The following is a 24,527-nucleotide window of genomic DNA, read 5'->3' on the forward strand; positions in this document are numbered from 1 at the left end:
CAATAACATCAAATCATTTTTAAAAAGAGGGATTATCCCTCTTTTTTTATTTTAAATTTTTAGGGAGTGCAAATCTATGGCAACTATTAAGTGTAAAGACATCACATTTACTAATATTCAAGCAATTTTATTTGACAAAAATGGTACATTGGAGAACTCAGAAGTTTATTTGCGATCGCTTGCCCAAAAAGCAGCACGGTTAATAGATGCTCAAATACCCGGCATTGGCGAACCATTATTAATGGCTTTTGGTGTGAATGGTGATACCCTTGACCCCGCAGGTATAGTCGCAGTCGCCAGCCGTCGAGAAACAGAAATCGCCGCCGCCGCCTACGTCGCCGAAACCGGGAGAGGGTGGTTTGAATCACTAAAAATAGCTCGTCAAGCCTTAGATGATGCAGAAAAATATCTCGGTACAGACCCAGCACCACTCTTTACAGGTGTGTTGGAACTATTACAATCTCTGAGTACAGCTAACCTCAAACTGGGTATTGTTTCCGCAGCTACAACCGCAGAAGTTAACGATTTTGTTGCACACCACCAATTAAGTGATTACATCCAAGCGCAAATCGGTGTAGATAACGGTGTTAGTAAACCAGATCCCAGATTATTTTTGCAAGCTTGTCAAGTTTTAGGTGTAGAACCAAGTACGACATTAATGGTGGGTGATGCTGTCGGTGATATGCAAATGGCGCGTCATGCTCAAGCTGCAGGTTGTATTGGTATCACTTGGATAGGTAAATTAGATCATGTTCATGGTGCAGATGTGGTGATTAATCAGCTCAATCAAATTCAAGTTGTGGGAAGTTGATGGGTTTGAGAATGAACGTCATTTTTTGAGGCTTTGGGTGCTGCATCTGAGAATTAGATGTTTTATACCTTAATATTTATATGTCTCCAGTAACCACAATTTTAATTGTGTTAGCAATACCCTAAATTAGGGTGTGCATAGTACAATACAAATGATACAAAAAACTAACTAGTTAAGATGTTTTTAGTAGCTATACCCTGTGTTTTTAGAGAATAGGCTAAATCAGCAGCCTGGATTATTTGGATTAAAACACTCAAACCGAGATTTTACACAAAAAGAAGCTTGGGGAAAAAATTGTTTTAATTCTTCCTTCCCAGCTTCGCTTTGTTCTTACCTACATAGTTTAAATCTTGATAATATATACATCAAGCTCAACTCAAATCTTAAAGTTGATCATTCGAGTATTAGTACAGCCAGCTTTTACGGAATCAACCCAAACTCCGATAATCTTTTCTATGCTTTTGAAACACAGTTTACACCATATCAACAATATTTAATTGGAAATCTCCCAGGTGTTGACCTAGTTACACAAGCGAGAGATTTAGGTTCTTGCTTACAGCCGATTGAGATTAAATTGACAGCCTTACCAGATAATACAACCTGTGATTTAGCAGAAGATTATTATGGTTGTGAAATTGTCGTCAGACCAGACACTATAGTTTATTTAGCGTGTAGTATTGTAGAAAATTTCAGACTCAACCCGTCTATTATTGGCAGTGTAATTACTGAAAAGTTTGCAAACATTACTGACTGGACAGAAGCAATTTCTGTAATACCTTATATTCCAGATATGATTGATTGTATAGATGCGATCGCACTTTCAATTTTAGATGTTCAAAAGCCTTTTCTCATGCAGCCTATCTGGAAAACAGAAGGAAAATCCCCAAATTTATCTGATAATTGCCTAGATGTTTTCGTTTGGAGTAACCTTGCTTTTACTAGATTATTTATAGATTTAGCAAAAATAGAAATTAGTGCATACGGCAGGATAAGAAATATCTCTAGACATACGCGAACAATTATTTGGTTATTTAAAATGCTATCTGACTTTAGTATTAATGGCTCTTTTAATCATCGCAGAATTATAGATAATCTTTCTTATAATACGAAAAATGACAAGGCATTTGCGGTCAGTGGTAGAGTTACTCACGTCTATATGAAATCTGCGGCTTTAAAGCAGCCAAGAATTAAAAAACAAGAAATCAAAAGAATCATTTTAGGAGGTGGTCAAAATTTATTGAGTCCTGAGAGAAGATTTGATGCTATAATAGTCAACTCACCAGATATATTCGATATACAAGTACCGAGTATGCCAGACTATTAGTTAAACAGTGAAAATACGCTTAAACGTAAGTAAAAATCATAAAACTTAAGTCTCTGCAAAAATATGCAAGTTTAAAGTAATCATTTTTTTAATACACTAACTTTAGTATATTCAGGATTTAATAGTTATATACCTGATTAGTACGTCGCTATTATCAAGCTATCCCCTCAAAGATGAAAACAGTAGATTTATTTGCAGGTTGTGGAGGTTTATCACTAGGATTTCAAAATGCTGGTTTCGATTTGGTCGCAGCTTTTGATTACTGGCTTCCAGCAATTAAAGTTTATGAGCAAAACTTCCAACATCCTATCTTTGAGAAAGACCTTTTACAAGAAGATATATGTACATTAATCTCCAATTTTAATCCAGAAATAATTATTGGTGGGCCTCCATGCCAAGACTTCTCAAGTGCGGGTAAACGAGATGAAAAACTTGGAAGAGCAGACTTAACTTATGTGTTTGCAAATATTATTTCTCAAATTAAGCCTAAATGGTTTGTTATGGAAAATGTTGACAGAATTGCTAAAAGTCAGGTTTTACAACCAGTCTTAGAAATATTTCGTCAAAATGAATATGGTTTAACTTGTTCAATTTTAAATGCAAGCTACTGTGGGGTTCCACAAGCTAGAAAACGGTACTTTATGATTGGTCAGCTTCATGGGGAAGATGATGTTCTGAACCATTATCTCATAAAACATCAATCCAAGAAAGCTATGAGTATTTTTGACTATCTTGGTAATGATTTAGGTGTTGAATATTTTTATCGTCACCCAAGAAGCTATAAGAGAAGGGGTATTTTCAGTATATATGAGCCTAGCCCAACAGTTCGGGGAGTCAATCGTCCTATTCCCAAAACATATAAAAAGCATGAAGGCGATGCTTGTGATGTTAATGAGAACCTGCGCCCTCTTTCTACAATTGAACGAAGTTATATTCAAACATTTCCAAAAACGTTTAAGTTTAATGGGAATAAATCAAATTTAGAACAGATGATTGGTAATGCTGTTCCTGTCAAGCTAGCCGAATATGTTGCCCGTTGCATACTTGAATATAGAGAAGATTATTCTAATAACAAATCATTGCAATTACCTAACATTGTTTCTTCCGTATGCTGTTCAGATTAACTCTACTCTTCCACCACTTCTATCAAGTCTTCAATAGGCACTTCAAAAGTACGAGCTATCTTGTAGACTGCACTTAAGTCAACCGTATTTAACACATCACGTTGAACGTAACTTTTAACTGTATTGTAGTTGACTCCAGAACGGTCAGCTACTTCTTTTAATGTCCAACCTTTCTGTTGAGCTAGTTCTCGAATTCGCAGCCTGACATGACCCATTTGATGGTTGACAAGGGTGCGTATGCGCCCGATAATATCTGTGTACACTAAAAGCGATCGCTCGTCTTGCCTGGAAAACTTGAGAGCGATCGCACCATATAATCACATCTCACAAAAATGAGAAGGATTGCTCTATGATATCAACGTCTCAGCCAAAATCAAATATTCATCCTTGGTGTGTTATTCGTCAGTTACCGGATATGCAACGTTTGGTAGTAGCTCGATTTCATCGTCGTCATGATGCAGATGGATATTTACAGGTTCTGCAAAGATTGCTACCAAAAGCTAATCACCTGATTGTGTTTGACTTGATCCAGAATTAAAACTATGCGAGCGATCGCTTGGAGAACTATTGAGCGATCGCTAGAATAATGAAAAATCAAGTAGTACAAATTAATAACTGATATGACTCACACTTTTAGAGCGATCGTCTATTGGGAAGAAGATATCTATGTGGCTGAGTGTCCAGAAGTGGGAGTAGCAAGCCAAGGTGAAACTATTGAAGAAGCTATTGCTAATCTCAAAGAAGCCACCGAGCTTTATTTAGAAGAGTTTCCCCTTCCGAAAACTGCAAAATTATAGTTGTGATGCAGTAGATATCAGGCTTTTGGGGTTAAATTTCCTGATTAGGTATTTCTGTTGTATGATTACACCAGATTTTTTAAGATTTTATGTGGCAACCTAAAATTTTTACTCGTAAAATCGAAGACAAGGTAAAGTTCAGTAGAACAGAAGCCTGAGTTTGGTGATGCCGTTAAAAAAATCAGGGTAGAAAAGCTATCAATAAATCTCCAATGCTAGATCGAATAAACGATATCGCTTGGCAAGCCCACCAAGGTAGCGTTGCAGCGATTATTCAACTATTAAATGAGAAACTGACTCAGTCTGGGGTGAGAATCAGGGCAGTTTTTGCGGATGGTGTCTTACAACTGTTGTGTGAGGCGGCTAAAGTAGAACAACTTGAGCAACCTAGACTCGTCGAGCAAATCGAGCAAATTCTGGAATCGATCGCACCGCGCAACATTCGCAGAGTTAATATCAATAGTCGCATTGTTCGGGAACAGCAATTGCTGTGGTTGACGGAAATTGATCGCGATCGCGATAATCAATTACTCTGGTCACAAGAAATTACACTTTCTCAGCCCAATGTGATCAAGCAATTAATTAACGATTTTCAAGCAGCGCAAGCTGAGGTAGGACAAGCAAATTTACCGGAATTTTTGCCCTTAAATAACAAAAATAAACCCAAGAAATTACCCAAAATCAGACTACAGTCGGCATTTGGTTTATGCTTACTGCTATCGGTTGGTTGGGTTGTTTATAGCCAATTTGGCGAACAAATTAAAAGTTTAGTGCAGTCAGACAACCACAGTTCTCTAGCTACAGCGAATACTAACAAGAAAAAATCGGCAGTACTAAGTAACACAATTAATCATGGTGTTACTGATACATCTGATGATTCATTCGCTGCTGCTGTGCGCATTGCTAATCAAGCCTCCGCGACTGGTAAAGTAGCAACAACCTCAACTCAATGGTTAGAGCTAGCAGCTATGTGGCAACGAGCATCAGATTTAATGAATGCAGTACCACCAGATCATAGTCGTCATCAGGAAGCAAAAATCCGCACTCAACTATACAAGAAATATAGTGAAGCAGCGCAAAAAGAAGCTGAGAAAAGTAAATTGTGATTATATGCTCACTTTATTACTTTTTCCATAAATGCCAATAATCGTTACTGCAAATAAATTGATTAACACACAGTATTTTTGTGTGTAAAAATTCTATTTTTCCAAAACACCTGAAGATTTAGCTAATATCTAAATGGCATTTGCTAGTGACAAATTGCCATCATTGGCATTTTCAGTTAAATTCTAATATTCTCCTAAAGCAGCCTGAAAAACTTGTTCAGCAGTCAAATTCAGTTCTGGAAAAGTATGTGATTGAATGCGCTCATTTCCCCGAAATTGGGTAACTTGATACTCTCCTTCAACTAAAACATAGACTGATATTGTGGGTTGTTTAAAATTACCAATAAATCGCTTACCACCAATAGCTGCATAATCAACAATCCAATATTCGGGAATGCTCATCTCTTCGTATTCACCAAATTTCAGAAAATAGTCATCACGCCAATTGGTACTTACAACTTCCACTATTAATGGTATTGATTCTGCTTGAGAAACTGTTGATGACTTTTTCCAAGCAGGTTCATTAACCAAGTTAAGAAGATTCAATACTAATACATCAGGGATATAACCTGATTTTTTATCTACTGCTTTAACTAATGCTTGACTAGGAATTGAATAAGCAAGATTAAACTTACGAATTTCAAAGTTGAGTTCTCTAATCAAAAAAGCTCTGACCAACTCATGATCTCCTGTTGGCTGCATTTCGACTATAACTCCTTTATGTAATTCATATCTCCCATTTTCGGGTTTCCAGTCTATAAATTCTTCAAAGCTGATTGGTTCGACTAAAGGTTGAAACATGGTACTGTTTCCTTCAATACTTGAATTATACTTGAGAACTGCTGCGACTATTGCTATTACTGGCGTGTTAAGGCTATATTTCCTGCATTTCTCACAAAACGGTAGGGGCGGGTTCACAAATATAATAATTAAGCAAATTATAGAGATGTTTAGATAACATCTCTACAATTTTTACAAACACAATCTAACTAAACACTCATCTCTAGCATCCGTTGCATTGGTCGCAAAGCTGCAAGGCGGATATCTTCTGACATGGTGATTTCCGGAGTACGATTTTTCATTGCTAAGTAGAGTTTTTCTAGGGTATTTAACCGCATAAATGGACATTCGTTGCAAGCACAGTTATTTATGGATGGTGCAGGAATAAAGTGCTTGTTGGGAGCTAGTTTTTGCATTTGGTGGATAATCCCTGGCTCTGTAGCAACGATAAATTCTTGGCTAGGACTGGTTTGACAATATTTAAGTAAAGCGGCTGTAGAGCCGACAAAACTGGCATGGCGGAGGACACTACTTTCACATTCTGGATGAGCGATCGCCTCTGCCTCTGGATGAGCAATTTTTAACTGGACAATCTTTTTCTCAGAGAAGGTTTCATGCACCAAGCAACTACCTTGCCACAGCACTAAATCCCGTCCTGTCTGTTCCATGACATACCGGCCTAAATTCCGGTCTGGGGCAAAAATAATCGGTTGTTCTTGGGGGATTTGCTGGACAATTTTCACAGCATTAGAACTGGTGCAGATAATATCGCTCATGGCCTTAATTTCGGCAGAGCAATTAATGTATGAAACCACCAAATGATCTGGATGTGCAGCTTTAAAAGCGGCAAATTCGGCTGGTGGACAACTATCTGCTAAAGAGCAACCCGCATTTAAATCTGGTAAAAGTACCAACTTATCGGGATTGAGGATTTTAGCAGTCTCCGCCATAAAATGAACGCCAGCAAAGACAATGACATCTGCATTAGTCTTTTCAGCAGCTCTTGCTAGTTGTAACGAATCGCCAATAAAGTCTGCAATATCTTGTATATCTGGCTCTTGATAATAATGTGCCAAAATAACCGCATTGAGTTCTTGTTTAAGACTCTCAATAGCCGCAAATAAATCTAGTGGTAGTCCACCTGGTTGAGTTTGTTCCCGTTGGGCAAATGCAGTGGTAAACACAGTTAGGGGTTGCTTCAGTTGCAAATTTTGTTGTGTCCATCAATTATAGTAGTTTTTACCAAAAATAGTGGGTGGGTTAATACCCCTAAATTGTGTCCAAATGCGGCTGAGTTTCATATCCTGGAGATAGACGGCAAGGAAAGTGGCATGACCAGTCAGAAATCTCAATTGATAACTCTCAAAATTGCTGTGGTTGGCGATGTCCACGATCAGTGGGAAGTAGAAGATGGTATTGCACTCAAGCATCTGGGTGTTGATTTAGTGCTGTTTGTCGGGGATTTTGGCAATGAGTCGGTGGAAGTGGTAAGAGCGATCGCTTCTGTTGATATTCCCAAAGCAGCCGTGATGGGCAACCACGATGCCTGGTACACAGCGACAGAATGGGGACGCAAGAAATGTCCTTACGATCGCACCAAGGAAGACTGGGTACAAGCACAACTCGATTTATTCGGTGCAGCCCATGTGGGTTACAGCAAGCTGGATTTCCCGGAGTGGAATTTAACTGTGGTGGGGGGTCGTCCTTTTAGCTGGGGTGGACATGAATGGAGATTTGCTGATATCTGTAAAGACCGTTACGGTGTAGCAAGTCTGGAAGAATCTGCCTTAAGAATCTTTGCATCAGTGAAAAATGCCGCCTGTGACACGATAATTTTTCTAGGTCATAATGGGCCGAGTGGCTTAGGCGATCGCCCAGAAGACCCCTGTGGCAAAGATTGGCATCCTGTCGGCGGCGACTTTGGTGATCCAGATTTAGCCGAGGCAATTTCTCTAACTATCACGGCTGGTAAACAGATTTCCTTGGTGACATTTGGGCATATGCACCATACCCTGCGGCACACCAAAAAGGAACTGCGAAAACCCATCTTTAGAAGCCCAGAGGGGATCATTTACCTCAATGCTGCCAGTGTACCCAGAATTATAGAAAGTGAAACCGGAAAGTTGCGGAATTTCTCTCTAGTTTCTCTAGAAGCGGGTGTGGTGACGCAAGCTTCCTTAGTTTGGGTGGGTGAAGAGTTTCAGGTGGTAAAAGAGGAAATTTTGTATAAGCAATCGGCTTCAACTGTACCATCTGCGTAGATGATAGGCTATAGTATTATCTGTCAGCTTTGATGCTAACCGACAAATTAAGGTTAAATACTAGGTTGACAGTTTATCTGGAGAGGTGGCAGAGTGGTCGATTGCGTCCGACTTGAAATCGGATGAGGCTAAAACCTCCGGGAGTTCGAATCTCCCCCTCTCCGTTATTTTAGGTATTCGTACTCTAGATGTACGCTTTGTCGAAAATTCTTTAAATCTCGGCTCAATACTAATACTGCTTAATTTTTAACCGAGAAGTGTTGGCGTTAATCTTTTGTCCCGTCTAGAAAACTGTCAAACAGATCAAAATAGAAATTAGTCAGTGAATCTACAGCCAAGCTAAGTTCTCATCAGCAATGATGAACCTCAAGATATAACTTGTCACACAAATGGGAATAATAACATTAACTTCTTAAAAGCAAGTTCTGAGGTTTTACTGATGAGTCAAATGAGTAGAGACGATGTACGGGAACGCCTTGGCAATATCGATCAGATCCGCGATATTATTCTGGGAACACAGCTAAGAGATTACGAAAATCGATTTAGCAAGCTGGAGTCAGATATTTCTTTGTTGCAACAACAGACGCGATCGCATATCGATCAACTTAAGTCAAACTTTTCAGCTGAACTAAAGACGGGTTTGGAAGTGCTAGAGAAAAAGCTGAAGTCACTCAACATCACAACTCAAGAAGAAACTCTTGACTTACGACAACAAGTTGACCGACTTAATAAAAAGTTCTCTAACAACTTTCAGTCTCTTGATGAGACTTTAGATAGCCAAACTACCTCAATTCGAGATGAAATTTTTCAAACTAAAGTTCAATTACAAGATGACGTTACCGCGTTACGGGATATGATTTTAGAAGAAATAGATCGACGCTTCTCGCAGTTGACAGACAATAAGGTTTCTAAAGATGATATGGCTGAAACTTTATTTGCCTTGGGAATGCGCCTGAAAGAAGCTGAATTTATTCCTAAGCTGCGAGAAGTAGCTGATCAACGCAGCAACGACTACACTGGTGTACCACTTTTAGAAACTACAAAGACAAATTTGTCAAAAGTATTAACCCACTCCAACAGTATTGCAGAATTACATTCATAAGCTGATGTGTGTATAGATTAAACGATCTAGCGTTGGAATTTTCCAGGCTCAAAAGTCTTAGCTAGCTTTTGAATCTGGACTTTTAACAACCATTCTGCGAAATATAGCAGTTCTCATTTAAATGCAATACACTTTGATCTCTCTTTAAATCTCTCTCCTAAAAGGCGAGAAGCTTTAACAGTGAACAGTTATCAGTGAACAGTTATCAGTCAAGATAATTGGGTTTAAGTTCCCCACTTTAACAGTGAACAGTTATCAGTCAAGATAACTGATAATTGATTTAAGTCTCCCACTATATCAGCGTTAACTGATAACTGATAACTGATAACTGATTTAAATCCCCCACCATACGCCGTTAGGACTCTTCACTGATAACTGATAACTGATTTAAATCCTCAACACTCAGTACTTTAGTAAGACTTACTGATATGACTCAGATAGAAAATTCGATTTCTCAATCTGTGAAGTTAAAGCAAGAAGAAACTGTACATATTGAAAGTTTAGTGGATCTGCTCGTTGAACTCAACATTATCGAATCACCTGAGCCATCTTTAGAAACTGATGATCAGGACAAATATGCTACAGAAAATATTGAATTCCTGGAACTCGCTCCAGTCCCTTGGGAAATATGTGAAGCTTATTTAGAATCTACTTTGCTCTCTCGCCACAATCTACCTATTACATCACAAATTGTTAGAGAAGAAATAGAAGAACCTTTACAAATGATTGCTATATTTGAGGAAAGTCTAGATAATTTAAATTCCGATATAGTAGAAGATCCTCTCAAGAAGTTACAACAGATATTATTAGGAAAAGAATTAGACTATTTTAATAGTATTCTCACTGAATTAACACAAAAATTCACCAAACTAGAGTATCAAATTTACACTCCTCAAGAGCTAATTAATCTTATGCTCCCATGTATTTCTGAGCTTTTGAAGCTCAAAATTACTGAGTCAAAAGAGGAAATTGCACAGATAATTTCTCCTATTATTGATCAGGCTATTCAGAGTCGTACTACACAAGATAAAATCAGCGTGAGTATGGCGATCGCTCCAGCTGTTCCCTTAGCTATCTCTCAGCAGATTATTGTTGCGCCGCAGGAAGTTTCTGAAGCGATCGCTCCGGCGATGGGACAAGCTATAAAAAAGCAAATTGAACTTGAACAAAATATTATGGTGGATGCACTCTACCCCATTATTGGTAGTACTATCTCTAAATATATGGCAGAGACAATCAGTGCCATTAACCGACAACTTGAAGAAACTCTAAGCGTTGACGGAATTAAACGTAAAATTCGTGCCAGGTTACAGAGGGTTTCCGAAGCAGAATTAATTCTTAAAGAAGCTCTACCATTTGCAATTCAAGCTATTTTTCTGATTCATAAAGCATCTGGTTTAGTAATTTCCGATATTCAGAATGCCGATACACAGCAGCTAGAAGCAGAAATGGTTGCAGGAATGTTAACAGCAATTCGCAGCTTTGCTAATGATTGTATCAATCAATCAGGCAGTGTATCCGAATTAGACACTATAGCATATGGTACATCCAAAATAATTTTAGAAGTTGCAGGCTACTGTTATTTAGCGATCGTTGTACAAGGAGAACCAAACAAAAAATTTATCTGGGAAATGCGGCAAAGTTTCAGTAAGATTGTGAAAACATATGGTGATGTCATTGAAAAATTTGACGGCAATCCAGATTCAGTTCCAATTGAAATACATACACTTTTAGAAGCAATTAAAAATGCAGATGTTCAGCAAAAAAAGCAGAAAAGTAAGTTTTCTCCACTGCTATTATTAAGCTTAACAGTTATTAGTTCTATTATCATTCCTTGGAGTATTTGGCAACGCCATACTGCCATAATAAATTCTATTGAAAGTAAAAATGCGTTGGCAATAGCTTCTATTCCAGAATTAGCTATATATCGATTAACAGTGGAGGTTAAACATAATAAATTAAAATTAACTGGACGATTACCCAATCAAGTTCTGCGCCAGAAAGCCGAACAAATTGTAAAAATTACTTCACCTAATTGGTTGATTGACAATCAAATTTTATTAGTAGAAGTTCCAGCAGATCCTGTATTAGCTGCTGCTGAAGTTAAACGAGTCACGACAGTTTTAAATCAAACGGATGGTACAGCAATTTCTACTCAATATATCGATGGTAAAGTAGCAATTGTCGGTACTGTCAACCGAATAGCAGATATTCACACTATTGTTCAGGCATTTGAGCAAATTCCTGGCGTAAAATCTGTATATAGCGAAGTCCGAGTAGAACCCGTGGAGATTAAAGTTAGGTTTTACTTTGAACCCGATTCAGGAAATTTGCTCAAAGCAGATTTAAGGTCTAAGATTCAACAAGTCAAGTTTTTTCTAAATCAACATCCAAGTAAGAATTTAAAAATTATTGGTTATAGTAATGAACGGAATGATAAAATTTCATCTCACCATTTAGGACTCATGCGAGCAAAAGCTGTACAACAAGCCTTAATCAAATTAGGTGTCAATCCATCTCGTCTACAGCTAATGAGTCGCACAAATTTACCTCCAGGAATTGATGCAACTCACCCCTTATGGTTAAGTCGCTGTGTAGTCCTAGAACCGTTCAGTCAGTAATTAGCAGCTTTTACCATAGGTAAGAAAATTCTAGAAAATGCAGGTTTACTAAGTTTTAGCCAAAACCAAATAGAAGATATATATGTCTACAATCTCGAAAAAAATATGCTTATTCGGCGATTTTGGAGTTGGTAAAACCAGTCTAATTCGCCAATTTGTTGAATGTCAATTTAGTGATGAATATCTTTCAACCGTGGGAGTAAAAATTTCTCAAAAATCGATTAATTTGACCCAACAAAAACTTGGCATAGATGATTCGCTAAAGCTACAACTTATCATCTGGGATATTGAAGGCAGTAATAAGTTTAAAGCAGTTGCTCAAAATTATTTTCAAGGTTCTAAAGGTGCTGTAATAGTTGGTGATGTCACACAACCAGAAACACTCAATCATCTCCAAGAACATATGCAAACTTTTTTAACTGTTAATCCTCAAAGTTATATTGTTGTTGCCTTGAATAAATCGGATTTAGTCGCAAAAGAGTATTTAGAAAACATCCGCCAAACGTATCAATTCAGCGATCAAAAGCAGATATTAAATACTTATGTAACTTCAGCCAAAACTGGCAATAACGTTGATGAAATATTTCAAATTTTAGCCAATCATTTAGTCTAATCAAATGAACTCATTATTGACAACTATATTGTCTGTATGTCGTGTTGAATACTTGATAATTGACGAAAACCTTCAGATTGGAGAAATGTCCTTTGGTGTAAATCATTTTATTAATATTACAGATGAAGTTAAGCAAGGGCAAGATGTGCGCGTTATATTTCCCGAATTGGCAGGGTTAGAAGATATATTTGCTGAGATTCGACAAGGAAAGCAAAATAATTTTGAATTAAAGGGAATTAGGCGATCGCGTAGCGTCTCCGCAGGAGAATCGCTCGATATAGATGCTCCTTTATATATTGATATTTGTATTGCCAAGAATCTTCAAACAGATGATTCTAGGACTCAACTAATTATGGTTGTAGAAGATGTCACCGAAAGGATGGTTTTAGAACAAAAATTGTTTCAAGGTGCAAATGAAGCAAATCTTTTGCTGCGTAACTTAAAGGCTTCCAAACAATACATTGACCAAATTGTCACATCAATGGCAGATGCGTTGTTAGTCACAACTTTGTCGGGGGAAATTAAAAAACTCAATCCAGCCGCACAAGTGTTATTAGAGTATGACGACGTAGAACTTATCGGTCAACCTATCACTAAAGTTTTGCAAGAAGTTAATATTGAAAGTAGTGATCTATCCCGAAGTCTACAACTAAATCCTTTGCTCAAAGAGGTGGAAACCGTTTGCTGTACCAAAAATGGTAAAAAAATTTCCGTAGCTTTCTCATCTTCAATAGTGAAGACAGAAATTGAACATTTTCAAGGTTATGTTTACATTTTGCGAAACATGACTGAACGCAAGCAAGTAGAATTAGCGAAACAGGAATTTTTAGCGATGATTAGCCATGAGGTCCGGACTCCCATTTCATCGGTGACTGGCATAGCTGATTTATTACTAGATACAGAATTAAGTGGCGAACAGCGAGACTTTATTGAAACCATTTACACTAGTGGAAATTCCTTACTCAAAATTATTAATGATTTCCTGGACTTTTCTAAAATTCAATCAGGTTTAGAACTAGAATATCAACCTTTCAATTTGCGAAACTGCATTCAAGAGGCTTTGAATTTACTTAAGCATAAAGCCCAAGAAAAAAATTTACAACTCACTTTTATAGATACACATGAATTTCCGAAAATAATTGTCGGGGATATCATTCGAGTGCGCCAAATCTTGATTAACTTAATTAGTAATGCGATTAAATTCACGGCAACTGGAGGTATAGAGGTTTCATTTATTAGTCGTCAAAAGGGGAATCTTCATGACTCTGCTGCAAATACTTACGAAATTCAGTTTACTGTTAAAGATACAGGTATGGGAATTCCCAGCGATCGCCTGGAACGATTATTTAAAGCTTTTAGTCAAGCGAACTCCTCCATCACGCGAGAGTATGGCGGTACTGGGTTAGGTCTTGCCATCTGCAAGCGACTGTGCGAATTAATGGGTGGCAAAATTTGGGTTGAAAGTGAGATCAATGTAGGTAGTACATTCTATTTCACGATTACTGCTGATGTGATGCTTGCGGAAGCAGAAACCAGAACTCAGGAGTTAGCAGCGAAAAAAGACAACCATAACTGCAATGTTTCTGTGCAAAATTATGCAAACTTAAGAATTCTTTTAACTGAAGATAATTTGGTAAATCAAAAAGTGGCTCTTAAGCAACTCAAAAGCTTAGGTTGCAGTGCCGATGTTGCTAATAATGGCAAAGAAGCTTTAGAGATTTTAGAAAAAGTTCCTTACGATTTAATTCTCATGGATTGCCAAATGCCGATTCTTGACGGCTTGGAAACCACAAAAGAAATTCATCGTTGGCCAGAAAGTCGCTTTGCTAGTGGTCGTCGTCCTGTGGTAATTGCGATGACAGCTAATGCCATGAAAGAAGACCAAAAAATGTGTCTAGATGCAGGGATGGATGACTATCTCAGCAAGCCAGTGATGAAAGAAATCTTAGCGAAGACTTTAGATGTTTGGGCAAAGGCAATCTTCCAAAAACAGGCATCTGAGCAGACTATTTCTTCAGAAAATATAGATTTAGTTGATTTACCAATTAATTGGGAACACTTGCATCGCCTCACAGAAAATGATCGAGAATTTGAAATCCAACTACTACAAATATTCGTTGAAGATATACACAATCATTTAGAAATAGCCAAATTGGCGATCGCTGCTCATGACTTCGCACAACTAGCGCAAGAAGCCCATCAAATGAAAGGTGCTAGTGGTAATGTGGGAGCAACAACTATGTTTCTGGCAGCAGACGAACTAGAAAAACTAGCTCATCACCAAGAGCGTCGAGGTACTGCTAACTTAATCTCAGACCTAGAAGGCGTTGTGAAACGCATCCAAGAGTATTTAAAATCTGTCGAGGTCTAGGGATTTCTCATCGGTGGCTGATTTACTTTGTGGTGTCCGATTAAATATGGAAATGTCCCAGAGAAATGTTCATCAAATTTACAAATTGGGCAGACTAAACTTTAGCGAGACTTCACAAACAACAGCAACCACTAAGATGAGGTTTTAATCTGCATGAGTTCTGATTTTCAACCCCCACCGAAAAGTCTTTCCATCCTGGCTTCCGTAGGAGGTATAGTAACTGCTGTCATCGCGATCGCCTTTTTTAATTTTTGGTCTAAGCAACTTGCTCAGACTTCCGTTGCCAAACCGGAAATATCAACCTCCCAAACTGGGAGTAAAAATACACCGCGTCCTACCCTCCCTAATCAAGAAGCGGAAACAGTTGCTAGCCTAGATGCCAAATCTGTGGTTTTGCCTGGTCAACCTATTCCTAAAAGCCAAATAACAGCAAATCAGCTTCCCTATGTTGCTCCTGGAGTGGGAAAACTAACTGCTGAAGAAATGGCAAATGCCCGTCAGGCTTGGTCATACTTCCAGCGCAACTGGAACGATGAAACTGGTTTAGTAAATGCTGTTGATGGCTTTGCCTCTGTCAGTATGTGGGATCAGACAGCAGCGATCGCCGCCTTAGTCAGTGCTAGAGAACTCAACATTGTGCCTGTGGCTGAATTTGAAGCCAAAATGAGCAAAATGTTGAAAACACTGGCATCAATGCCCTTATACAAAGGAGAGCTACCCAACAAAGTCTACAATGCCAAAACCCTGATACCTGTTAATTACGGTCAACTAGACAAACAAGAAGAAGTTGGTTGGTCAGCTATTGATTTAGGGCGGATGGCGATCTGGCTGAAGATTGTCGGCGCGAAGTATCCAAAATTGCGATCGCTTTCCACTGATGTTTGGCAACATTGGCAAGTCAAACGCTTGACCAAAAATGGCCAAATGTACGGTACTAGCGTCATCGCAGGCAAAGAACAATACAATCAAGAAGGTCGTTTAGGCTACGAGAATTATGCTGCCTATGGTTTGCAGTTGTGGGGCTTGAATGTTAAACAAGCTTTGGATTACCAGTCTAATACTGCGTTTGTCAATCTTTATGGCCAGGGAATTCCCTATGACCGGCGCGATTATCAAAACTCTGGCGCGAATAACTACGTTCTGAGTGAGCCATATATTTTAGACGGTATGGAAACAGGCTTTCAAGCTTTACCTAAAGCCTATGCCGATAGAATTTTAGCGGCTCAAGAATCCCGCTATCAAGCGACAAAACAATTAACCGCCGTCACTGAAGATAACCTAGATCGCCCTCCATACTTTGTTTACAGCAGTCTATTTGTCAACGGAGAACCTTGGGCAACGATCACAGATACTAGACAACAGCATAATGATTTGCGGTTTCTCAGTGCCAAAGCAGCGATCGGTTGGCACGTACTATATAACACCCCTTATACTCGTCAGTTATCTGATTTCGTCCAAGCCAACCTCAAATCAAAAGATGGTTGGTACAACGGCTTTTATGAATCTCTGCGTCAGCCAAATAAAACTCTTACCGCTAACAATAATGGTGTGATTTTAGAAAGCTTATTGTATAAGCAGGTTGGTAAACCACTGACTGTTTGGGCAGGGGTAAAGTGATAATCAACCAACAAGGCAATTTAAGTTACAGCTAATATTCTCAGCAATAAAAAATATGCTATTTAAGCACCATCAACAAAAGCTGTTGAGATGGATTGCAATGTTCCTAGTAGGAACATTTCTACAATTGTTGTTTTACATCCCAACACCAGTTTTATCTCAAAACCCCAATAGCTGTAGCAGTATTACAGCCCCACTCACACCCGAAGAACAAACTTATGCTCGTGCGGCTTGGCAGTATTTTGTCAAAAATTATCAGCCAGCAACGGGATTTACCAATGCTACTGGGGGTTATCCTTCCGGTACAATTTGGGACATGGGTAATTATTTAATGGCCTTGAATGCTGCACGCTGGTTAAATCTGACTGACCAAGCAGACTTTGATACTCGCCTTAACAAATTTTTAACTACTCTCAACAGTCTGAAATTATTTGAAGATGCGTTGCCCAATAAAGTTTATCATGCAGCCACTGCACAAATGGTTGATTATGGCAACAATGTGATTGAGCAGGGTATTGGTTGGTCGGCTTTGGATATTGGGCGAATGTTGGCGGCGTTTGATGTCATCCGCAGTTGTCATCCGCAATATAATGATTGGCTCAAAGGAATTATCGCCAAGTGGCAAGTAGCGCGATCGCTCAAAGATGGGCAACTTTTTGGCGCAACTGTTCTCCCAGATAAAAAAACATTATTGGTGCAAGAAGGACGACTCGGTTACGAAGAATACGGTGCTAGAGGTTATCAACTTTGGGGTTTCTCTGCACCTAAAGCGATCGCTTTTGAGCCGTTCAAACTAGTGGAAATTAATGGTGTGCAAATTCCCGTTGATACCCGTGACTTTAAAAGCACCAACGCCAATAATTACGTTGTTAGTGAGTCTTATATCCTTGACGGGATTGAATTTGGCTGGCAAGGTGAGTTGGCTGATTTTGCTGCCAGAGTTTTAGATGTGCAGAAACGGCGTTACGATACTACAGGTCAGTTAACTGCGGTTACAGAAGATAATATCGACCAAGCACCTTATTTTCTCTACAACACCGTATACGCCAATGGTGCAAACTGGGCAACTATTACCGATGCTAATCAACCTTACCCACAGTTTCGCAGCATCAGTACCAAAGCTGCTTTTGGCTGGCGCTATCTGTTTCCCGATCATGCCTATGCTCAAAAAGTTTTTGATGTGGTTAAGGATCTCCGCAGTCCTGATGATAGTGGTTATTATGCCGGGATTTATGAAGAATCCAAACAACCCAACAAAGCTTTGACAGGTAATACAAATGGGTTAATTTTGGAGATTTTATATTACAAAGCTAGGGGAAATCGCCCTTTAATTGGCTCTAGTTCAGTTAGTGTCTCTACTGGTAAGCCCGTTGAGAATACTTCTCCTGCCACACCTCCCAATTCTATATCTACTGTCAAGCCCAGTGAGAATGCTGCTTCTGCAACGCCTCCAACTGCAACCCTGACGAATACTTCTAAACCTACAGAAGTAGCTATTACACCTATTCCACCAGTCGGTAGTCCGAAGTCGTCATCTAATCTCAAATTAGAGCGATCGCTGTCGGTGATTGAACGACGTTATGCAGAGGCGGCTTGGCGATACTTTCAAGCTAATTATCATTCTAAAAATGGGCTAATTGACGATCGCAGTGATTTTAAAGGTGCAACTCTCTGGGGACTAGGAGATTATCTGGCTGCACTTCATAGCGCGCGATCGCTCGATATCATTACACCCAAAGAATTTGACCAGCGCACCCGCCATCTTTTAGCAGCATTGACAAAATTACCATTATTTGCTGAGGAGTTGCCGAGTCGGGGTTACGATACGCGCACTCTACAATCAGTAGATTATGGTGGAAATCCAGTTCCAGAAGGTAACGGTTGGTCAGCTTTAGATTTAGGCAGGATACTAGCAGCACTTTACAACTTAAAAACCTGTCATCCAGAATACACAACTGCCGTAGATAAAATTGTGTTGGATTGGTCATACTTGCGTGTGGTACGTGAAGGTATTCTCTCCAGCGCTACTGTCACTAAAGAGCCAGATGGGCGATCTTTTACCCGCGTTAATCCCGAAACCCGCTTGGGTTATGAAGAATACGCCGCCCGTGCGTTTCAATTATGGGGGTTTAATGTTGAAGGTTCTGTTGTTGGGGGTGAATATCAAACGACCCCAGTAGAAGGGGTAAAAGTCCCAACCCAACGCCGTCGCCAGGATACCAACTCCCAAGTTAATCAATATACAGTGAGCAATCCTTTTCTAGTTTACGCTCTGGAGTTTGGACTAGATCCACAGATGCGATCGCTCTTTGAACCAATTTTCCAAGCCCAAGCCGAACGTTACCGTCGGACTGGCACTCTCACAGCCTCAGCCACCACCCTTATTGATCGCCGTCCTTACATTGTCCACACTACAATTACTGGGCAGGGTAAGCCTTGGGTAGCTTTAGGAGATAACGGTCAACCTGTACCCAAGGGACGACTGGTAAGTACAGCAGTAGCTTTTGCTTATCATGCTCTGCTACCAGAAAACAAGTATAGTCAACAGTTACTCCAAGGAACGACTGACTTATACAATCCCTTAGCTGGATTTTATGAAGGCTTCTATGAAACCACGGGTAAAACAGCAGTTGGTTTCACCAGCAGCACCAACAGTATAATTTTGCAATCGTTGTTGTACAAGGCGATGAATCGACAGCCGCTAATTCGTCCAACTACTACAATGAACTCTCCTTGGTGGGAAGCAGTTACTAAAGGAAATTCTGGGCGAGGTCTACCCAATATTGCCAGACAACAAACTAAGTTAATTGGTGATAGTTCTGGAAGTTACTGGGTTTCAAGTAGCCAAAATACTCCACTAATCACTGGCACAAAGAAGACCAAATAATTAGCAACACTGATGAATACCAAAAAACACTAGAGTTGATTAAACAGTTTCGGCAGTAACAAGCATTTTTTCGTCAGCAACCAAAATAACTGTCAGGGGTACGACATACACGCCTACTAAGCCCGGATTTCTCACGAAATTTATCAAATCGAAGTCTAGAGGCTGTAGGGGCGGGTTTACAAATATGCTTCAATCATTTACGAATATCTCGTGAACCCGCCCCTACCGTTTTGTGAGAAATGCAGGTAAGCTATCCGTCGTATTCTTTTTTTTAATTGGTATAATCTACGCAATTTCAGGTTTTTCGCTCTACCTGAACTGTAAAAAGCACAAAAAAAGGCAGGAAAACCCTACCTTGTAACCCAAAAAAAGCATTTTGTAACCAAATACAAGTTAAATATTACATACAAGTATGGCAATAATATGACAAAGTGACGACAAGATTATGAACCTAGTTAGCTAATTGTGGCAGGAGTGGGATTAACTAGCTTGCCATCTTCCATTTGTACAATGCGATCAGCAATGTCTAAAATCCGATTGTCATGCGTAACCATCAAGATTGTACAGCCTTGTTCCTTGGCTAATTTCTGCATTAAATTCACCACATCTCGTCCTGATTGACTATCTAGAGCGGCTGTCGGTTCATCAGCTAAAACAATTTGGGGATGACTAACTAAAGCGCGAGCGATCGCTACTCGTTGTTTTTGCCCTCCCGATAACTGATCAGGATAGTAATTTAGGCGATTTCCTAAACCCACCTGTTCTAAAATCTGGATTGCACGAGTTGAGATTTCTGATGAATCAATATATTGATGTAGTTCCAAACCCATTGTCACATTTTGCAAGGCTGTTAAACTGCCATGCAAGTTATGTGATTGAAAAATATAACCATTACGCCGTCGCGCCTGGACTAATTGTTCCGCATTAGCACCACAAAGTTCTCTGCCTAACACCAATACACTACCAGACTGGGGAGAACGTAAGCCCCCAATTAAAGTCAGTAAAGTAGTTTTACCACAACCAGAATGTCCAGTCAAAATAACAATTTCACTCCGATTAATTTCTAGATTGATATTAAATAAAACTTGTTTACGCAGTGAACCATTACCAAAATAGTGGTCAAGGTTACGGATGGAAATTATTTTATACATATATGGGAATTGGGGATTAGTTTTTCTTATTCATCCTCACAGTACACAGTACTTAATAGCCATTCAAAACATATCTGCCGGATCTGCGGCTTGCAGTTTACGAGTGGCGATCGCTCCGGAAATTGCACACATAAAAATAGTGAGCAACAATACTTGTACTCCCCGCATTAATGTCATATACATAGGTAAATTTGTTGCAGTTCGAGTTAGTTGATAAAGTCCTAAAGAGACTGCTAAACCTGGGACAAAGCCTAGCAATGCTAAAATTACAGCTTCTTCCAACACCACACCCAACAAATAATAATGACGATAGCCAATAGCTTTAAAAGTTGCGTATTCTTTTATATGAGTATTCACATCTGTTGACAAGACTTGATAAACAATGATTACTCCAATCACAAAGCCCATTGATACCCCAATACTAAAGATAAATCCGATAGGGGAATTAGTTCGCCAAAAGTTATTTTCAAATTCAATAAATTCTGCATGAGTTAATACTTTAACATCATTTGATAGTCTTGCTTGTAATGCCGCTACTGCTTGTTGACGATTAACATTGGGTTGCAACTGAATCAAACCAATACTGACACTAGCGGCTGGTTGTCGAGGAAATAGCCGCAAGAAGTTTTGATCACTGGTAATGAGAGTACCATCAGCACTAAAAGAAGCGCCTAATTTAAATAGACCACTAATAGTTACTTTGCGTCTTTCTAGCTCAGTTTTAACAGTTTTACCTTGTTCTAATTGAGCGATGGTTTGTTCATAATCTCCTCTTGCTGCACGATCAAATAAAACTGTATCTGGCAGCTTAATTTCTGATATTTTTTGGTTAACTTCTGGGAAATTCACAGCCGGCCTATCTGGATTAATCCCAATCACGAGAATTTCTGTATCTCGCCGTGTTTGGGGATTTTTCCACACCATATTACTGACATACATCGCCTCAGCTGATTTCACTCCCGGTATATCCATTGCTTGATACAACCGCCGTCGAGAAAAAGTAGAGATGCGTTGTAAGTTACGAGTTTGTGAACCAATGAGAATCACATCTGCTTGTAAACTGCAATGTAATCTAGTGTTACTGTCGTATAGCGCTGCTTGAAACCCCAACTGCATAAACATCAGCAAGTCAGCAAACGCAATACCCGACAATGCTACCAAAAGACGGCTTTTTTCATGACTCAGTTGCAGCCATCCTAGAGGTGTTCTGCGCCTAAATTGCTCAAAGATTTGCATAATTGGTCAATGGTCAATAGTCAATGGTCAATAGTTAATAGTCATTGGTTATTATTCTTCTCCCCAGTTCCCAGTCCCCAGTCCCCAATCCTCTTACTTCACAGTTCAATGACGGCTTTAACTTGCATATTTGTTAAATCGGCTGCTTGTTGACTGGAGGGATGATTGAGGCGGATTTGGACTTCTATGACTCTGTTGTCAATGTTGCTGGTGGGGTCAGTATTTACTACATTTTGCCGACGAACTTGTAAACCTTTGCGTTCTACTATTCCCTGCAATTCAATGGGTAGATAGTCACCAATAATCCGGACTTGTTGACCTGGTTTGATTTTGCTGATATCACTTTCGTATACTTCAGCTACTACGTACATCTGATTGGTTTGTCCGATATCGGCTATGCCATCATTTGATACTAGTTCCCCAGGACGAGTATGAATTTCAAATACTTGAGCGTCTGGAGAAGATGTCTGTGTGGAGTCTTTCGGCCAGCGTACGTAGGCTTGTTGTAAATCCACTTCAGCTTGATTCCTGGCAGCGATCGCTCGATTTACTTCGGCTTTGGCTGCGGCTACGTCTACCCCACGCACGTCGGTGATTTGTGCTAGGGTGGCTTTGGCTTGTTGGAGTTGTTGCCAACTGCTAGCTTGGATGCGCTGCAACTGAGCTTGTGCTTCTTGGAGGGTTTTTTGGGCTGTTTCCAGATTTAACCGCTTATTATCTCGTTGGGAAGCAGCAATCGCACCTTGTTCGTACAGGGTTTGGTAGCGTTGGTTTTCTGCTTGAGCATTTTGCACTTCGGCTTGTAGTCGCGCTACGGTTGCTAATTGAGCCGCTACGTTACCTTGACTTTCTGCTTCTAGCCTAGCAATGGTGGCTTGTTGAGCCGCAATTTCTCCTGGTTTAGCTCCTGCTTGAGTGCGGCTGAGATTTGCTTGCGCTACTTTTACCTGTGCTTGTGCTTCCTTAAACGCCGCCTCCAAGCGATCGCGACTATCCAACACCGCAATTAATTGTCCTGGTTTTACTCTATCCCCCTCTTTGACTAGTAGTTGTTCTACCCGACTTCCCTCACTGGATGTAGTCGCAGAGAGTTTAATCACTGTCCCCTTTGGTTCAATCCGTCCTAAAGCTGTGACCGTTTTTAGCTCTGGTATTAATGCTGTTGGTGCTTGTACCTTTTGATTAGATGCTTCCCGAAATTTGATTCCTATAAAAACACTGATACCGATGACAACACAAGATACAAAAAAAGCTAAAAAAATGGATGGACGTAAAATCGACTGAGGAGCAATTGAACGGTCTAGCTTTGAATTTTGCACAATCGCATACCTTTGTAGCAATTTCAACTTCGCTGACTCAAATCGAATTTTGGTAAATGTCCCCACCGACTTTACAATTTAACTCTTACAGCTACTCTTATATGCTCAATCCCTACCTAATATCTGATTTGAGCTATACAAAACTAAACTGTATAGTTATATAATATGATTATACTAAACGGACTAGTTTAGGTTAGTCAATAGTCATTGGTCATTAGTCATTAGTCAAAACTCAGCACTCCCTCACTCCCTCACTCAGCACTCTCTCACTCCCCTCTTAAAATAAGGATTAAAAAATGGCACGCGCAAAAGCTGGGGAAACAGAACGCTCTAATTCTACAGATAAAGTTGAAAAAATTCTGCAAGGAGCGATGCAAGAATTTTTAGCTCATGGCTATGCTGCTACTAGCATGGACAAGGTAGCAGAGGCGGCTGGTGTTTCTAAAGCCACAGTGTATAGTCACTTTCAGGATAAAGAAGGACTTTTTAGAGCCTTAATAGAAAAACTGGCAAGAAAGCGGTTTCAATTAATCTTAGGCACACAACCTTTACGGGGTGAACCATATATAGTGTTGCGTCGGCTAGCTAAAACAGCCTTAAATCAGATGGAAGATGATCCAGAATATCAGTCATTTGAACGATTGTTGATCGGAGAATCAGCACGTTTTCCAGAACTAGCGCAAATTTTCATTGGTAGCATTGCCAAACCAGCACTAGAAACTATTAGTAAATACTTAGCTTCCCGTCCTGAACTCAACATCCCCGATCCCGAAGCTACAGCCAGAATACTCATTGGCTCACTAGTGCATTTTGTCATGACCCAAGAGATTATGCACGGTAAAGAGATTATGCCAATGGAAAGCGATCGCCTAATTGATGCTTTAACACATCTAATTATTAACTGTGCTGAATAATATATGAATGAAATTACACTAATAAAGACGTAGCATTGCTACGTCTCTACAGATATATTTCTCACATATATTTTAGAGAGAATCACTCTATCTGCCGTTAGATGAACGGATGATGGGGTTTTCTACAGAATCCCGATATTGTTGAACTGCTTCTGTATAGCCTATAGGTAACACAGCTTCTACGTTTTCGTGGGGACGAGGAATAATTACCCAAGATTCTAATGTGCCACCGTAAACATTCTGTGCCGCTTCCACACCAGCCGCCATAGCCGTTTTGACTTCCGAAACATCTCCACGAATATTCACTGTAAACCGAGCGCTACCGACTCTAATATAACCAACCAAGGTAACACGACCGGCTTTAACCATCGCATCAGCTGCGGCTAACACAGCCGGAAAACCCTTAGTTTCTAGCGCTCCAACTGCTTGTAGTGATGACATTAATTAATCTCCTGTATGAATAACAAATCTATGTAAGAGAGTGGTGAGTGGT

At 39.6% G+C, this 24,527-nt stretch carries 21 protein-coding genes and 1 tRNA gene; 15 read left to right on the forward strand and 7 right to left on the reverse strand.

Annotated elements, in window-relative coordinates; genetic code table 11:
• Positions 1-76 precede the first annotated feature (76 nt).
• From FD725_RS00190 to FD725_RS00200, 3 genes are all read left to right on the forward strand, one after another.
• Positions 77-811: an HAD family hydrolase gene (locus FD725_RS00190; protein ID WP_179046266.1), complete on the forward strand. Its 735-nt coding sequence runs from the start codon at positions 77-79 to the stop codon at positions 809-811.
• A 199-nt stretch (positions 812-1,010) separates the two neighbouring features.
• On the forward strand, positions 1,011-2,135 hold the full coding sequence (locus tag FD725_RS00195) for a HindVP family restriction endonuclease (protein ID WP_179046267.1): 1,125 nt from the start codon (positions 1,011-1,013) through the stop codon (positions 2,133-2,135).
• Between the two features lie 173 nt (positions 2,136-2,308).
• Positions 2,309-3,259: a DNA cytosine methyltransferase gene (locus FD725_RS00200; RefSeq protein WP_179046268.1), complete on the forward strand. Its 951-nt coding sequence runs from the start codon at positions 2,309-2,311 to the stop codon at positions 3,257-3,259.
• Between the two features lie 2 nt (positions 3,260-3,261).
• Here the strand turns inward: FD725_RS00200 and FD725_RS00205 are convergent, their stop codons facing one another.
• On the reverse strand, positions 3,262-3,474 hold the full coding sequence (locus FD725_RS00205) for a helix-turn-helix domain-containing protein (RefSeq protein WP_179051363.1): 213 nt from the start codon (positions 3,472-3,474) through the stop codon (positions 3,262-3,264).
• Positions 3,475-3,608: 134 nt separating this feature from the next.
• Between FD725_RS00205 and FD725_RS00210 the strand changes: the two genes are divergently transcribed.
• The 3 genes from FD725_RS00210 to FD725_RS00220 all read left to right on the forward strand — a co-directional run bounded on the left by FD725_RS00210 (position 3,609) and on the right by FD725_RS00220 (position 5,162).
• A complete protein-coding gene (locus FD725_RS00210) occupies positions 3,609-3,797 on the forward strand; it encodes a hypothetical protein (protein ID WP_179046269.1) in 189 nt (62 codons plus the stop codon).
• A gap of 82 nt (positions 3,798-3,879) precedes the next feature.
• Entirely contained in the window at positions 3,880-4,056 is a 177-nt protein-coding gene (locus FD725_RS00215; RefSeq protein WP_179046270.1) for a type II toxin-antitoxin system HicB family antitoxin, read from the forward strand.
• A gap of 212 nt (positions 4,057-4,268) precedes the next feature.
• Positions 4,269-5,162 carry a hypothetical protein gene (locus FD725_RS00220; protein WP_179046271.1) on the forward strand — a complete coding sequence of 298 codons (894 nt, stop codon included), beginning with the start codon at positions 4,269-4,271 and terminating at the stop codon, positions 5,160-5,162.
• A gap of 183 nt (positions 5,163-5,345) precedes the next feature.
• Here FD725_RS00220 and FD725_RS00225 read toward each other — a convergent pair whose 3' ends face one another.
• Both FD725_RS00225 and nadA read right to left on the reverse strand, forming a co-directional pair.
• The gene (locus FD725_RS00225; RefSeq protein WP_179046272.1) at positions 5,346-5,963 is read right to left on the reverse strand and encodes a Uma2 family endonuclease; all 618 of its coding nucleotides are present in this window, start codon (positions 5,961-5,963) and stop codon (positions 5,346-5,348) included.
• Positions 5,964-6,151: 188 nt separating this feature from the next.
• Positions 6,152-7,126 carry a quinolinate synthase NadA gene (gene nadA / locus FD725_RS00230; protein WP_179051364.1) on the reverse strand — a complete coding sequence of 325 codons (975 nt, stop codon included), beginning with the start codon at positions 7,124-7,126 and terminating at the stop codon, positions 6,152-6,154.
• Positions 7,127-7,273: 147 nt separating this feature from the next.
• On the opposite strand from nadA, the gene FD725_RS00235 reads away from it, so the two are divergent.
• The 8 genes from FD725_RS00235 (at position 7,274) to FD725_RS00270 (ending at position 19,414) form a co-directional block, all read left to right on the forward strand.
• Positions 7,274-8,203 carry a TIGR04168 family protein gene (locus FD725_RS00235; RefSeq protein ID WP_179046273.1) on the forward strand — a complete coding sequence of 310 codons (930 nt, stop codon included), beginning with the start codon at positions 7,274-7,276 and terminating at the stop codon, positions 8,201-8,203.
• 79 nt (positions 8,204-8,282) lie between these two features.
• Positions 8,283-8,367: transfer RNA gene (locus FD725_RS00240), tRNA-Ser, on the forward strand.
• 275 nt (positions 8,368-8,642) lie between these two features.
• A complete protein-coding gene (locus FD725_RS00245; RefSeq protein ID WP_179046274.1) occupies positions 8,643-9,305 on the forward strand; it encodes a hypothetical protein in 663 nt (220 codons plus the stop codon).
• Positions 9,306-9,733: 428 nt separating this feature from the next.
• Complete coding sequence (locus FD725_RS00250; RefSeq protein WP_179046275.1) at positions 9,734-11,926, forward strand: OmpA family protein; 2,193 nt, start codon at positions 9,734-9,736, stop codon at positions 11,924-11,926.
• Positions 11,927-12,008: 82 nt separating this feature from the next.
• Entirely contained in the window at positions 12,009-12,539 is a 531-nt protein-coding gene (locus tag FD725_RS00255; RefSeq protein WP_179046276.1) for a Rab family GTPase, read from the forward strand.
• An 85-nt stretch (positions 12,540-12,624) separates the two neighbouring features.
• The gene (locus tag FD725_RS00260) at positions 12,625-14,910 is read left to right on the forward strand and encodes an ATP-binding protein (RefSeq protein WP_218653144.1); all 2,286 of its coding nucleotides are present in this window, start codon (positions 12,625-12,627) and stop codon (positions 14,908-14,910) included.
• 153 nt (positions 14,911-15,063) lie between these two features.
• The gene (locus FD725_RS00265; RefSeq protein WP_179046278.1) at positions 15,064-16,527 is read left to right on the forward strand and encodes a DUF3131 domain-containing protein; all 1,464 of its coding nucleotides are present in this window, start codon (positions 15,064-15,066) and stop codon (positions 16,525-16,527) included.
• Positions 16,528-16,582: 55 nt separating this feature from the next.
• Complete coding sequence (locus FD725_RS00270) at positions 16,583-19,414, forward strand: DUF3131 domain-containing protein (protein ID WP_179046279.1); 2,832 nt, start codon at positions 16,583-16,585, stop codon at positions 19,412-19,414.
• Positions 19,415-19,869: 455 nt separating this feature from the next.
• On the opposite strand, the gene FD725_RS00275 is transcribed toward FD725_RS00270, so the two are convergent.
• The 3 genes from FD725_RS00275 to FD725_RS00285 form a co-directional block, all read right to left on the reverse strand.
• Positions 19,870-20,565 carry a DevA family ABC transporter ATP-binding protein gene (locus FD725_RS00275; RefSeq protein WP_179046280.1) on the reverse strand — a complete coding sequence of 232 codons (696 nt, stop codon included), beginning with the start codon at positions 20,563-20,565 and terminating at the stop codon, positions 19,870-19,872.
• A gap of 63 nt (positions 20,566-20,628) precedes the next feature.
• The gene (gene devC, locus FD725_RS00280) at positions 20,629-21,801 is read right to left on the reverse strand and encodes an ABC transporter permease DevC (RefSeq protein WP_179046281.1); all 1,173 of its coding nucleotides are present in this window, start codon (positions 21,799-21,801) and stop codon (positions 20,629-20,631) included.
• A 98-nt stretch (positions 21,802-21,899) separates the two neighbouring features.
• On the reverse strand, positions 21,900-23,120 hold the full coding sequence (locus FD725_RS00285; RefSeq protein ID WP_179046282.1) for an ABC exporter membrane fusion protein: 1,221 nt from the start codon (positions 23,118-23,120) through the stop codon (positions 21,900-21,902).
• A 296-nt stretch (positions 23,121-23,416) separates the two neighbouring features.
• On the opposite strand from FD725_RS00285, the gene FD725_RS00290 reads away from it, so the two are divergent.
• Entirely contained in the window at positions 23,417-24,034 is a 618-nt protein-coding gene (locus FD725_RS00290) for a TetR/AcrR family transcriptional regulator (RefSeq protein ID WP_179046283.1), read from the forward strand.
• Between the two features lie 87 nt (positions 24,035-24,121).
• Here the strand turns inward: FD725_RS00290 and FD725_RS00295 are convergent, their stop codons facing one another.
• On the reverse strand, positions 24,122-24,475 hold the full coding sequence (locus FD725_RS00295) for a carbon dioxide-concentrating mechanism protein CcmK (RefSeq protein ID WP_179046284.1): 354 nt from the start codon (positions 24,473-24,475) through the stop codon (positions 24,122-24,124).
• Between the last annotated feature and the right edge of the window lie 52 nt (positions 24,476-24,527).

It is taken from the genome of Nostoc sp. TCL26-01, assembly GCF_013393945.1.
Lineage (GTDB): Bacteria > Cyanobacteriota > Cyanobacteriia > Cyanobacteriales > Nostocaceae > Trichormus.

What these genes read in the sequence shown, in the direction of transcription:
- FD725_RS00190 (WP_179046266.1), top strand. Translation starts at nt 77, where the DNA reads ATGGCAACTATTAAGTGTAAAGACATCACATTTACTAATATTCAAGCA.
- FD725_RS00200 (WP_179046268.1), top strand. Translation starts at nt 2,309, where the DNA reads ATGAAAACAGTAGATTTATTTGCAGGTTGTGGAGGTTTATCACTAGGA.
- FD725_RS00205 (WP_179051363.1), bottom strand. Translation starts at nt 3,474, where the DNA reads ATGGGTCATGTCAGGCTGCGAATTCGAGAACTAGCTCAACAGAAAGGT.
- FD725_RS00210 (WP_179046269.1), top strand. Translation starts at nt 3,609, where the DNA reads ATGATATCAACGTCTCAGCCAAAATCAAATATTCATCCTTGGTGTGTT.
- FD725_RS00215 (WP_179046270.1), top strand. Translation starts at nt 3,880, where the DNA reads ATGACTCACACTTTTAGAGCGATCGTCTATTGGGAAGAAGATATCTAT.
- FD725_RS00220 (WP_179046271.1), top strand. Translation starts at nt 4,269, where the DNA reads ATGCTAGATCGAATAAACGATATCGCTTGGCAAGCCCACCAAGGTAGC.
- FD725_RS00225 (WP_179046272.1), bottom strand. Translation starts at nt 5,963, where the DNA reads ATGTTTCAACCTTTAGTCGAACCAATCAGCTTTGAAGAATTTATAGAC.
- FD725_RS00235 (WP_179046273.1), top strand. Translation starts at nt 7,274, where the DNA reads ATGACCAGTCAGAAATCTCAATTGATAACTCTCAAAATTGCTGTGGTT.
- FD725_RS00245 (WP_179046274.1), top strand. Translation starts at nt 8,643, where the DNA reads ATGAGTCAAATGAGTAGAGACGATGTACGGGAACGCCTTGGCAATATC.
- FD725_RS00250 (WP_179046275.1), top strand. Translation starts at nt 9,734, where the DNA reads ATGACTCAGATAGAAAATTCGATTTCTCAATCTGTGAAGTTAAAGCAA.
- FD725_RS00255 (WP_179046276.1), top strand. Translation starts at nt 12,009, where the DNA reads ATGTCTACAATCTCGAAAAAAATATGCTTATTCGGCGATTTTGGAGTT.
- FD725_RS00260 (WP_218653144.1), top strand. Translation starts at nt 12,625, where the DNA reads ATGTCCTTTGGTGTAAATCATTTTATTAATATTACAGATGAAGTTAAG.
- FD725_RS00265 (WP_179046278.1), top strand. Translation starts at nt 15,064, where the DNA reads ATGAGTTCTGATTTTCAACCCCCACCGAAAAGTCTTTCCATCCTGGCT.
- FD725_RS00270 (WP_179046279.1), top strand. Translation starts at nt 16,583, where the DNA reads ATGCTATTTAAGCACCATCAACAAAAGCTGTTGAGATGGATTGCAATG.
- FD725_RS00275 (WP_179046280.1), bottom strand. Translation starts at nt 20,565, where the DNA reads ATGTATAAAATAATTTCCATCCGTAACCTTGACCACTATTTTGGTAAT.
- devC (WP_179046281.1), bottom strand. Translation starts at nt 21,801, where the DNA reads ATGCAAATCTTTGAGCAATTTAGGCGCAGAACACCTCTAGGATGGCTG.
- FD725_RS00290 (WP_179046283.1), top strand. Translation starts at nt 23,417, where the DNA reads ATGGCACGCGCAAAAGCTGGGGAAACAGAACGCTCTAATTCTACAGAT.
- FD725_RS00295 (WP_179046284.1), bottom strand. Translation starts at nt 24,475, where the DNA reads ATGTCATCACTACAAGCAGTTGGAGCGCTAGAAACTAAGGGTTTTCCG.